This is a genomic window from Clostridium niameyense, assembly GCF_001243045.1.
In the GTDB taxonomy this organism is placed as follows: domain Bacteria; phylum Bacillota; class Clostridia; order Clostridiales; family Clostridiaceae; genus Clostridium_F; species Clostridium_F niameyense.
The window spans coordinates 925220-937740 of sequence record NZ_LN849007.1 but is presented as its reverse complement, the minus strand read 5'-3'; the positions used below and the strand labels follow the sequence as shown (position 1 = coordinate 937740).

Sequence of the window (12521 nt, the reverse complement as noted above, 5' to 3'; positions counted from 1 at the left end):
CTCCTTTTTATGTTTTTAAATCTGCAAAATAAAATATTTATATAGTAGCTGCCACTTCTCTTTCCGAAGCTAGGTCTACTGAAATAATTTTTGATACTCCTTTTTCCTCCATAGTAATTCCATACAAAGCATCACAAGCTTCCATGGTTCCCTTTCTATGAGTTATAACTATAAACTGAATGTTACTGGAAAGTTGATTTAAGAATTCTGCATAGCGCACTACATTTATATCATCTAATGCTGCTTCAATTTCATCTAATATACAAAAAGGTGTAGGCTTCATTTTTAAAATAGCGAAAAGTAGTGCAATAGCTGCCAATCCTTTTTCTCCGCCAGACATAAGATTTATATTTTGAAGTTTTTTGCCTGGAGGTTGAACTTTTATATCTATATTCGCTGTAAGCTCATCTCCCTCGCATAAAATTAAATCTGCACTTCCACCTTTAAATAATTCTTTAAAGGTTTCATTAAAATATTTTCTAAGTATATTAAAGTTTTCACTAAATACCCTTTTCATTTTATTTGTCATTTCATCTATTACATTAATAAGCTGCTCTTTTGATTTTATAAGATCTTGTTTTTGTTCTTCCATAAAAGTAATTTTTTCATTTAATTTCTTGTATTCTTCTATAGCTTTTAAATTTATAGTTCCTAATTTTGAAATCTCTTCTTTTAAACTATAGATTTTATTCTTATAAGATGTCATATCTTTTATCTCTTTTTTGTAGTCTAAGGCTTCAGCATAAGTTAATGAAAATTCTTCATTTAACTTAATATATAAATTCTCTTTTTCTGCTTCATACTTAGCATTTTGTATATCTTGCTTATGAAGTTCTTGTTGCTTTTTAGACAAAATTAAATCTAAATTCTCTTTTTTATTTTTTAAATTATCTAATGTTTCTTTTATCTTTATTCTATTTATATCATATTCTTTAAATTCATTTTCTAAAATTTTTATATACTTTAATAGATTCTCAACACTTTTTTCATTTCTTATTATGGTATATTTAAAATTTTCTATAGAATTCATACTATACTTATTTTCTTTATTAAAATTATTAATTTCCATAGATATTTCTTCTATAGCTTGCCTTCTATCTTCTGTTTCCCTTAGTCTATTGGAATGCATTTCTTCCAATTTCGCTTTTTCTATCTTTATATTAGTTAAAATCTCTCTTGATTTTTTAGCTTCTTCTTCTCTACTTAAAAGTAATTTTTCTAAATTTTCTATATTAAAACTATTTAATTCTTGGTTTTTTATAGACTCTTGTAACTTTTCATTTTTATTATGTATATCAAAATCTAATTTTTCTATTTTATTTTCTATTAAAGCAATTTCATCTTTAGATGTATTTAGTGTACTTTTTAATTTTTGAGTTTCATCTATTACAGAATTTAATTTACCCTCAAATTTTGTAATATCTATATTATTATGATAAATGCTATCTTTTATATTAAGATTTTCCTCATCTAATGCTTTAATATTGCTTCTTACCTTTGATATTTCTTCCATAAGACTTTCTACGATAACCTTAGTTTCTTCAATTTTTTGTTTTGTTTCTTCAATTTCTCTTTTTCTACCTATTATACTGCTACCTGTTCTATATTTTATGCTTCCGCCTGTAAGAGAACCTCCTGGATTTATAACTTCTCCTTCTAAAGTAACAATTCTAACAGAATAATTTAATTTTTTTGCTATATTTAAAGCACTATCCATATCTTTAGCTATAACAGTTTTCCCAAGCACATAATCTATTATATTGCTAAATTTGCTATTAAATTTAATAAGTTCACTAGCTATACCAACAAAGCCAGCTTCTTTATGTAAATATGGTAAGTTTATTTTTTTACCCTTTATTATAGTTAACGGTAGGAAAGTAGCTCTTCCTATATTATTATACTTCAAATACTTAATTAAGGTTTTAGCTATATTTTCATCTTTAGTTATAATGTTAGAAATAGCTCCTCCTAAAGCTACTTCCATAGCTTTTTCTAAATATTCATCTACCTTTATTATATCTCCTAATAAAAAGCAACCTTTTGTAACATTTAGGATTTTACCTTTGTCTATATGTTCCATTAATGTTTTAACACTTCTATTATAACCCTCATAGTGTTTTTCTAAATTACAAAGCATTTGATAGTTTGCTTCAAATTTACTATGGGTTGCACTGTATTGTTTTAAATTTTTTTCTTTATGATAAAGGGAATTTTTAAGTCCAACTATACTTTTAGTATTTTCTTTTAGATTTTTTTCTAAATTCTCTATATTATTTTTTATCTTTTTTATTTCTTCTTCTATGTCTACTTTAGTTTTTAAATTTATATTTATAGAATTTCTATAAGTGTTACAAGATCTATTTATATTCTCTTCCTTATTTTTTAAATTGTTTTTTTCATTTTCTAAAACCATCACATTATTTTTTTCGTTGGCTATGGCACTTACTATTTCTATTTGATTTTCCTTTAACTTTTTAAGTTCCATAGTTTTATGTTCAAATAAATCATTAAAATCCTTTACTTCTTTGTTAGTAGTTTCTATGTTTTTGCATATTGCTTCTAATTTTGCTTTTAATTCTTTTGTGTCATTTTCTAAAATATCTTTTTCTTCTTTTAATTGAGTTATTTTTTCTTTATTTATTTTTAATTTTTTTTCTCTTAAATTTATAGATTCGTTTAGATTATTTATTTTTTCTTTTAATATTATAACCTCATTTTCTATATCTTTAACCTTAGACTTATAATCATAATAGTTTTCTCTCTTTTGAGAGTTATCTTTATCTAAAACTTCTAACTCATTATTAAGTTTTATAATTTTTTCTTTATATTCTTCTCTTTCTTTTTTTAACTTTTCTTCATTATTTTTTAATAAATTATACGCTTCATTTATTTCCTTTAATTTTGCTTCTATTTTTTCTATAAATAATATTGTTAAATTGACTTCTCTTTCTTTAAGTTCTTCAGACATCTTTAAAAATATCTTAGTTTTTTCACTTTCCTCTTTTAAAGGTTCTATAGTTTCATTATAAGTATTTAATATATCATCTATTCTTATTAAATTTTGTTCTGTATTTGCTAATTTTTTATCTGCTTCTTGTTTTCTAGTTTTAAATTTTACAATACCTGCTGCTTCTTCTAAAAGACTTCTTCTCTCTTCTGGTTTTCCACTTAAAACTGCATCTATTTTACCTTGTCCTATTATAGAATAGCCTTCTTTTCCTATACCCGTATCCATAAAAAGTTCTTGAATATCTTTAAGTCTACATTGTGTATTATTTATATAATATTCACTGTCTCCTGATCTATAAAGTCTTCTTGATATAGTAACTTCCGAATAATCTAAAGGAAGCTTTTTATCACTATTGTCAAGCATTAAAGAAACTTGGCAAAGTCCTAAAGATTTTCTATACTGGGTTCCTGCAAAAATAACATCTTCCATTTTACTTCCCCTTAAGCTTTTTACACTTTGTTCTCCAAGAACCCATCTTACTGCATCAGATATATTGCTTTTTCCACTACCATTAGGGCCTACAATACCCGTAACCCCTTTTTTAAATATTAGTTCTGTTTTATCTGCAAAAGACTTAAAACCTCTCACTTCAATGGATTTTAAAAACATAAGTCCACTCCTATCTGCCAAATAACATTGGTACTAAGCTTACAATAAATACTATTGACATAAATATAACTAGTATTTTTGTCATCTTTTCTCTTTTTTCTTTTTTCATAATTAAGCACTCCCCTTATTTTTACTATGTAATGATATTTTATAGTTTAGTATATTTAACTAAAAATATCAATTATAAAATTAAAAACCGTGGTTACACGGTTTTTAATAAAATGTAGAAACTACTTAGGTTCTACCAAAAGAATAATAGCAGTTCTTTTTTCTCCTCCTATATTAACCTCAGAAAATGAAGGCACTACAGTTAAGTCAATACCATTAGGTGTTATAAATCCTCTAGATATAGCAATAGCTTTAATAGCTTGATTCACTGCTCCAGCACCAACTACTTGTATTTCTACAGAAGATTTTTCTCGTAATGCTACAGCTAAAGCCCCTGCCACTGATTTAGGTTGAGATTTAGATGATACTTTTAACACTTCCACTTATATTCCCCCTCATTTTATATTATTTTATTTTATATACTAATTTTATAGAGTTTATATAGTGGTATAATTTATTGTTATATACTTTTGACCTCTTTATTTAATTTTAACATATATTCCAACAAAGATAATTTTCGTTTATGATTTTCTATAGATAGTATAATACTTCCTCTTTCTAATTCATTACTTTGAACAACCTTCACAGTATACTTACCTAAATATTCTTTAAAATATTTCTTTTTATTGCAATAGAGCTTAGATAAATCTTTATTATTTATAGTAATTTCTACTGTTTTTTTATAATTTTTAATAATATTATCTAAAATCATTTCATTCATGATTTTTCCCTCTACTAGTTCTCTAAAAGCTGGATGAAAAGGTCCTTCTACTAATTCTCTACCTTTGTTTATTTCTTCTGTTGGCTGAAGTCCTATTCTTATAACCTGTACATCATTTGCTACGTACATAGAATAAAGTATTTTTGTTATATCTATAGCTTCTTCTAAAGTATAAGGTTTATATATACCTTCATTTAACATATACTCCATAGGAGTTTGTTTTATTACTAATGCAGGATATATTCTAGCTATGTCTGGTTTCATTTCTATAGATTTTCTAACAGTTTCTATATCCTTTTTGAAACTATCACTTGGAAGTCCTAGCATTATTTGATGTCCTAGAGTTATACCATAATCTTTTATTAGCTTAGAAGCTTTATAAACACTATCTATACTATGACCCCTACCAGATTTTAACAAAACTTCTTCATCTAAAGATTGAACCCCAAGTTCAATTATATCTACAGAATACTTCTTTAAATTATCTAGTATATCCTCATCTATATAATCTGGCCTTGTAGACATATGTATATAATCTATAATTCCTTTATCTTTATAATCCTTTGCTACTTTTAAAAAGCTATTTTGCCTCTCTATAGGAATTGCAGTAAAAGTTCCTCCAAAAAAAGAAACTTCTATAGTAGAATTTTCTCTAGGAATTGTTTTTATATATTTCTCTATAGTATTTATTGTATAGGCTACATCAACTTTTTCATTAATACCTGTAATTTTATCCTGATTACAAAACACACAATTATGAGGGCATCCTTCATGAGGTACAAATATAGGTATTATATAGTGTTTTCTACTCATTCTTATCACCTAAACTTTTTAATGCTTCTTTTGCTGCATTTTGTTCTGATTCTTTCTTTGTATATCCAACCCCTGTACCCTTTGACTTTCCATCTATAAATACTTTAGTATAAAATTTTCTTCTATGTGGTGGTCCTTCTTCTTTTAATATTTCATAATTTATGTGACTATCATTATTTTGTTGTACTAATTCTTGAAGTCTAGTTTTGTAATCTAATATTATTTCATCTTTCATGGCTCTTTCTATTATATCTTTAAAATTTTTCATGATAAAAGCTCTAGCCTCATCCATTCCTCTATCTACATATATAGCTGCTATTATAGCTTCTACAGCATCTGCTATAATAGACACTCTCTCTCTTCCGCCTGTAAGTTCTTCTCCCTTACTCATGTTTAAATAAATTCCTATATCCCACTTTTTTCCCACAGAATATAATGAATTTTCACAAACAATTATAGCTCTTTTCCTTGTAAGTTCTCCTTCTAATTTATCTTTATATTTTGAAAACAAATATTCAGATATTGTAAGTTGAAGTACGGAATCCCCTAAGAATTCAAGTCTTTCATTATATTTTATATTTTTTTTACCATTAGCATAGGAACTATGTGTTAATGCTACATTTAAAAGTTCCTCATTTTTAAAATATATTCCCATTTTATACTGAACTTCTTTTAAAAAATCTGTTCTATTTCTCAAATGTCTCACTCCTTAAAAAGTTCATTCTTCAATTCATTTGTAAAATAAATTCAAGAATAAACTTATGCTTAAATAAATCCCCGCAAAGCTAGCGGGGACATAAAATAAATATTATTCTTCAGTATGAGATTTTATGTATTCCACTACATCTCCAACACTAGAAATCTTCTCTGCCTCTTCATCAGGTATTTCTAAATCGTATTCAGTTTCAAGTGCCATTATTAATTCAACTATATCTAATGAATCAGCTCCTAAATCATCAATGAAAGATGACTCCATTGTAACATCTTCTTCATCTAAACTTAGTTGTTCTGCAATTATAGCTCTTATTTTTTCAAATATCATGGTCTCACCTCCTAATGCTTCTATATAAATAAATAATATTACATAACCATTTAACCGTCAATACAGTTATTTAATACACTTACTTATTATTTTCTATTTAAAACTACAAATTATTCTCTATTTTCTCTATTATTTGTTTATCATAACATAATTTTGCTTGTCTTATAGCATTTTTAAAGGCTTTCGCATTAGAACTTCCATGAGCCTTTATGCATATTCCTTTAGCACCTAAGAAAGGAGATCCTCCATATTCTGTATAATCAAATTTCTTTTTAAAATTCTTAAATACACCTTTTAAAAGTACTCCTCCTAGTTTTGACACAAAAGATGATAAAATTTGTTCTTTTAACATTTTAAATATATTAGAAGCTACTCCTTCATATGTTTTTAATATACTATTACCTACAAATCCGTCACACACTACTACATTTGTTTTTCCCTCTGGTATATCTCTAGGTTCTATGTTCCCTTTGAAATTTAGATTTTCTTCCTTTAATAATTTATATGCAGCTTTTGTAAGTTCATTACCTTTTTCTTCTTCTGTACCTATATTTACAAGTCCTACTGAAGGATCTTTTACTCCTAATATATTTTCAAAATAAGTTTTACCCATCATGGCAAATTGCACTAAATAATCTGGCTTACAATCCACATTAGCACCTACATCAACTATCATAAAAGGAGCTTTTACTCCTGGAAGTAATGGTGCTAAAGCTACTCTTTGTATACCTTTTATTCTACCTAATATAAATGTAGCTCCTGCCATAAGTGCTCCTGTACTTCCTGCAGATATAATAGCCTGAGCCTTATCTTCTTTTACTAATTGTAGTGCACGTACCATACTTGAATCTTTTTTTCTTCTTACAGCCCTTACCGGAGCTTCATTAGTAGTTATAACTTCTTCTGTATGTAATATGCTTATTCTGTTTCCATTATAATTATTCTTATTTAATTCTTTTTTTATTAAATCTTCTTTTCCAGTTATTATAATCTCTATATCTTCATATTCTTTTACTGCTTGAATACATCCTTCTACTACTGCTTTTGGAGCAAAATCGCCTCCCATGCCATCTACTGCTATAATCATCTTTATCACTCCCTTCCAATAAAGTATATATTATATTTTTTCCATTAACAATAAAAAATTTATTAAAAAATAAAAGAAAGTCATAAGACTTTCTTTTACTATTTATCAGTTGAAACAACCTCTTTGCTTTTGTAATGACCACAATTTTTACATACTCTATGAGCAAGTTTCATTTCGTGACATTGAGGACATTCAACTATTCCTGGTAAACTTAATTTAAAAGTTTGAGCTCTTCTTGAATCTCTTCTTGCTTTTGAAGTCTTTCTTGCTGGATTTCCCACTGTAAACACCTCCTTAATTGGTAGAAAAAAAATCTTTCAGTTTAGCCAATCGTGGATCAACTTCTACCTCACAATTACATTGTGAAGCATTCAGGTTAGAACCACATTTTTGACATAATCCTTTGCAGTCTTCCCTACAAAGTCTCTTAATTGGTAACTGTATAATTATGTTATTTTCTATAACCTTATTAATATCTATGGCATCGTCTTTTATCAATGCCACTTCATCACTTTGACTTTCTAAGCTATTAGTAAAACTTTCGTGGATATGAATTTCTACCACATAAGGAAACTTTTCAAGACATCTAGAACATGAAAGTTCAACCTTAGCTGTTACTTTTCCTTCTAAATCAATTATGTCTCCTGATATACTAACTAGCCCATCAAATTTTGGCGGCTCTAAATAATTAATTTCCTCACTTCCGTCGAAGAAACCTTTTTCTTCCAAAACTAAAGAAACCTTCTCAGTTTTATTATTTCTACTTTTCAAATCTGATATATCTAACTTCATAAAATTCACCTCAATATAGCAGCCACAAAATTTATTATATAAACTGCCTATTAAAAAGTCAAGTATTTTATGCTGAAAGTGACATAATACAATTATTTACAACTACATTTTATTACTTATTATTTACTATAACTTTAGTATCTCTAGCTATCATTAACTCTTCATTAGTTGGTATTACAAACACCTTAACTTTTGAATCTTGTGCACTTATTTCTTGTTGTTTTCCTCTTATATTATTTTTATCTAAATCAATTTTAACACCTAAGTATTCTAAGCCCTTGCAGATTTCTTCTCTACTTTCTTTTGAGTTTTCTCCAAGACCTGCTGTAAATACTAATGCATCTACACCATTTAATACTGCAGCATAAGAACCTATAAATTGTTTTACTCTATAGTGGAATACATCTAGAGCAAGTTGTGCTCTCTTATTTCCTTTTTCTGCAGCTTCTTCTATATCTCTAAAGTCACTACTTACTCCTGATAATCCAAATACTCCAGATTTTTTATTTATAACATTGTTTACTTCATCTGAAGACATTTTTAATTCTTTTTCCATGAAAAGAATTATAGCAGGGTCTATATCTCCTGATCGAGTTCCCATAGCTAATCCTGCAAGTGGAGTAAATCCCATAGAAGTTTCTATTGATTTACCATCTTTTATTGCACATAAACTAGCTCCATTTCCTAAATGACAAGTTATAATTTTAAGATCTTTTATATCTTTATCCATCATATCTGCTACTGTAGCTGAAACATATCTATGAGATGTTCCATGGAATCCATATTTTCTTATGCCATTTTGTTCATATAATTCATATGGTAATGGATACATATAAGCATAATCTGGCAAAGTTTGATGGAATGCTGTATCAAACACTGCTACCATTGGAGTATCTTTCATTATTTCTCTGCAAGCATTTATTCCTATTATGTTTGGTGGGTTATGAAGTGGTGCTAATTTAACACATTCTTCTAATGCTTTCATAACTTCATCATCTATAAGTACAGATTCTGCATATTTTTCTCCGCCATGAACAACTCTATGTCCTACTGCTGATATTTCGCTCATGTCTTTTATAACGCCATGTTTTTCATCTACTAATGCCTTTAACACTAACTCTATAGCCTTTTTATGGTCTTTCATTGGTTCTTCTATTATGTATTTTTCTCCGTTTACCTTTTGTGTTAATATAGAACCTTCAATTCCTATTCTTTCTACAAGCCCTTTAGCTAAAGCCTTTTCTGTTTCCATATCTATTAATTGATATTTTAATGATGAACTTCCACAGTTTACAACTAAAACTTTCATTTAATTTACCACCTTTCAATATTTATAACTAATTATTTTGCCATACTTTGTGCTTGTACTGCTGTTACTACTACTACGTTTACTATATCTTCACTGCTACAACCTCTTGATAAGTCATTTATAGGTTTTGCAAATCCTTGACATATAGGTCCTATAGCTTCTGCTTTTGCAAATCTTTGAACTAATTTATAGCCTATATTTCCTGCTTGTAGGTCAGGGAATACTAATACATTAGCTTTTCCTGCTACATTGCTATTTGGAGCTTTTAAGCTAGCTACTGTAGGAACTATAGATGCATCTAATTGTAATTCACCATCTATGTCTAAATCTGATCTTTGTTCTTTAGCCATTTTTGTAGCTTCTACTACTTTATCTACTAATTCATGTTTAGCACTTCCCATAGTTGAGAAAGATAACATTGCTACTTTAGGATCCATATCGCATAAAGCTTTAGCTGTTTCTGCTGTAGATATAGCAATTGAAGCTAATTGTTCTGATGTTGGATTAGGGTTTACTGCGCAATCTGCAAATAATAAAAGTCCATCTTTTCCATATTCACAATTAGGTACTTCCATTATAAATGAACTTGATACTACTGATGCACCTTTAGCTGTCTTAATAATTTGTAGACCAGGTCTTAATAGATCTCCTGTAGTATGAATAGCACCAGATACTAATCCATCTACATCTCCCATTTTAAGCATCATAGTAGCAAAATATAGGGGATCTCTTACTATTTTCTCCGCTTTTTCTAAAGTAATTCCTTTATGTTTTCTTAGCTCATAAAATTCTTTAGTATATGTAGAAAGTTTTTCTGAAGTTTCTGGATCTTCTATTTTTGCACCATCTATACAAATATTTAATTCTTTAACTTTATCTTTAATAGCTTTTTCATTTCCAACTAAAACTATATTAGCTAGGGAATTTTTTATAATTTCTTCACAAGCCTTTAAGTTTCTTTCTTCCTCTCCTTCTGCAAGTACAATAGTCTTTTTGTCAACTTTGGCTTTTTCCCATAAGGTTTTCATTAATTTCATGTAAATTACTCCCTTCAAATATATAAAATATATAAAAATACATTCATATATAATATAATCACTTTTCACTTCATTTTTCAATGTTAATTTTATAAATTTAGAAAAAAAGCAGGTATAGATACATATACGCCTGCTTTTTAACACTATATATCTTCCCTAAACCTACATAGAAAAATTTTTCTATTACCTTTTAGGCTTTTTTATTTTTAAAAGCTGATCTGAACATCATTATAGAAGTATATAATATAACCACTATTATCAACCATTTTAATATATCAAGTGGTAATGATTTTACTAAATAATATGCTATAAATACTCCTATAAGTCCAAAAATAGTTATAGCCATAGATGCCTTTCTATCATAAGCACCTTCTTTTATAAACTTAACTGATGCGGCTGGCATTAAAAATGCACAAGATCCCATCATAATAGGGAACGCAACCTTTGGACTCATGCCTAAAGCATAAACTAAAGCCATACAAGGAGCATACAAGCCTATTCCGAGTGTCATTAATGCACCAAATATAAAGTTACCTATAATACCTACTATAAGCTTATATCCATGAAGTCCTCTTGCTTCTCCTCCTGCTGGCATTAAGTTTAATTGTCCCGCAAACATAACTAAAGCTACTATTATAAGAGCTATTCCCATACCAAACTGAACTTTCTTTTCATCTAGTTTAGAAACTATTCCAGCACCTACTACAGCACCTATTGTAGCAGCTATTAATAAAGAAAATAATGTAAGCGGTTCAACTTGTATTCCATTTATAAATAAAAGTGCTTCTACTGCAACTGGTATAGTACATGCTGCATTTAATGTACCTGGCAATGTTCTATCAGCAGATAATTTAAAGTTTTTCAACAATGCTGTACTTGGAGCAAAACTTCCTATACCTAAAGTATCGAAAAAGTTTGTTACAAATCCCACAGCTCCCAATGAAATAAAGCTAGTCTTTTCAAGTCTTCCTTCTCTTTGACACTTTAAATAATCTTTAAGAAATAATACTGTAAAATAAGCTGTTAATAATATTAATAATCCTAAAACTACTTTTACCATAAAGACACCTCTTTCGTATAATTTATATTGTAATGTATTGATGATTATTTTCTGCGTTTTTTTATATTTTAATCAAAATAATTAAAGCCTTTTTAATAACTATATTTTATAAAAAATACCATATAATTAAAACTTCTTGAAAACTACCTTAAAAAAGAGCTTTACTCCTTAGAGTAAACGCTCTTTTTTTATTATATTAAACTTTTGCTACATATTCATATGGAAGTGGTACTATTTTACCTGCACTAGGAATTTTAACTAATTCTAATAATGTATCCTTAACTATTCCTGTTTGCATTTCCACATTGTTTGGTTCTCCTGCATTAGCACCCATTGGTACTCTTGGAGCAACTGCTCTTGGAGTTCCAGTTTGTCTAACAACTGGTGGTAGGGCTGCTATTATTATTGTAGGTATACCTGCTTTTTCAATCGCTCTCTGCACTAACACTGCAGATCTATGACAAGTACCTCATCCAGCAGTCATTAATACTGCATCTACACCTTCATCTTTTAATATTTTAGCTATAGCTGGACCAGTTTCTTCTCTGAATTTTTGTTGGTTTCCGCCACCACCCATGAATCCTACATGAGTTTTAGCAACTGCTTTTATGAATCCTGCATCTACTAACTCTCTTAATCTATCTATTGGGAACATAGCATTTATGTCCTTATTAACGTCTGAATTATCATATCCACCGTGAGATACCATTAAATCACTTGATGGTGCATCTCCTGGTACTAATCTATATGTGAAGTCACCTGCTAAATTAAATCTCTTGTCTGATTTTAAGTGAACTCCTGCTGCTGTAGCTATTGCTACTGTCATGTCTTTTAGTTCCTTTGTAACTGGAGCCCATACTGGATCTGGAGTTATAGGAACAAATATTTCAGATTGTAATCCCTTTACAATGCTCATTCTCTTAACCTTCCCTT

The 12521-nt window shown here is 28.5% G+C and carries 13 protein-coding genes; all 13 read right to left on the bottom strand.

Annotation, left to right across the window (positions count from 1 at the left end; genetic code table 11):
• Nucleotides 1–37 precede the first annotated feature (37 nt).
• The gene (smc, locus tag BN1711_RS05455; RefSeq protein ID WP_050607169.1) at nucleotides 38–3619 is read right to left on the bottom strand and encodes a chromosome segregation protein SMC; all 3582 of its coding nucleotides are present in this window, start codon (nucleotides 3617–3619) and stop codon (nucleotides 38–40) included.
• A gap of 10 nt (nucleotides 3620–3629) precedes the next feature.
• Nucleotides 3630–3728 (bottom strand): DUF4044 domain-containing protein, encoded by a 99-nt coding sequence (locus tag BN1711_RS12390; RefSeq protein WP_129582132.1) that lies wholly within the window; start codon nucleotides 3726–3728, stop codon nucleotides 3630–3632.
• Between the two features lie 121 nt (nucleotides 3729–3849).
• On the bottom strand, nucleotides 3850–4110 hold the full coding sequence (locus BN1711_RS05450; RefSeq protein WP_050607168.1) for a stage V sporulation protein S: 261 nt from the start codon (nucleotides 4108–4110) through the stop codon (nucleotides 3850–3852).
• A 77-nt stretch (nucleotides 4111–4187) separates the two neighbouring features.
• Nucleotides 4188–5261: an elongator complex protein 3 gene (locus BN1711_RS05445; protein WP_050607167.1), complete on the bottom strand. Its 1074-nt coding sequence runs from the start codon at nucleotides 5259–5261 to the stop codon at nucleotides 4188–4190.
• A complete protein-coding gene (gene rnc, locus BN1711_RS05440; protein WP_050608443.1) occupies nucleotides 5254–5916 on the bottom strand; it encodes a ribonuclease III in 663 nt (220 codons plus the stop codon). Before rnc ends, BN1711_RS05445 begins: the two co-directional genes overlap by 8 nt.
• Before the next feature lie 153 nt (nucleotides 5917–6069).
• On the bottom strand, nucleotides 6070–6303 hold the full coding sequence (acpP, locus tag BN1711_RS05435) for an acyl carrier protein (protein WP_050607166.1): 234 nt from the start codon (nucleotides 6301–6303) through the stop codon (nucleotides 6070–6072).
• Nucleotides 6304–6406: 103 nt separating this feature from the next.
• Nucleotides 6407–7390: a phosphate acyltransferase PlsX gene (gene plsX, locus BN1711_RS05430; protein ID WP_050607165.1), complete on the bottom strand. Its 984-nt coding sequence runs from the start codon at nucleotides 7388–7390 to the stop codon at nucleotides 6407–6409.
• 98 nt (nucleotides 7391–7488) lie between these two features.
• Entirely contained in the window at nucleotides 7489–7671 is a 183-nt protein-coding gene (gene rpmF / locus BN1711_RS05425) for a 50S ribosomal protein L32 (protein ID WP_050607164.1), read from the bottom strand.
• A gap of 13 nt (nucleotides 7672–7684) precedes the next feature.
• Nucleotides 7685–8182 carry a YceD family protein gene (locus tag BN1711_RS05420; protein WP_050607163.1) on the bottom strand — a complete coding sequence of 166 codons (498 nt, stop codon included), beginning with the start codon at nucleotides 8180–8182 and terminating at the stop codon, nucleotides 7685–7687.
• Nucleotides 8183–8294: 112 nt separating this feature from the next.
• Nucleotides 8295–9491 (bottom strand): acetate kinase, encoded by a 1197-nt coding sequence (locus BN1711_RS05415; RefSeq protein ID WP_050607162.1) that lies wholly within the window; start codon nucleotides 9489–9491, stop codon nucleotides 8295–8297.
• A gap of 32 nt (nucleotides 9492–9523) precedes the next feature.
• Entirely contained in the window at nucleotides 9524–10528 is a 1005-nt protein-coding gene (pta, locus tag BN1711_RS05410) for a phosphate acetyltransferase (protein WP_050607161.1), read from the bottom strand.
• Between the two features lie 190 nt (nucleotides 10529–10718).
• On the bottom strand, nucleotides 10719–11588 hold the full coding sequence (locus BN1711_RS05405; RefSeq protein WP_050607160.1) for a TSUP family transporter: 870 nt from the start codon (nucleotides 11586–11588) through the stop codon (nucleotides 10719–10721).
• A gap of 196 nt (nucleotides 11589–11784) precedes the next feature.
• Entirely contained in the window at nucleotides 11785–12504 is a 720-nt protein-coding gene (gene prdB / locus BN1711_RS12215; protein ID WP_082174059.1) for a D-proline reductase (dithiol) protein PrdB, read from the bottom strand.
• Nucleotides 12505–12521: the final 17 nt, after the last annotated feature.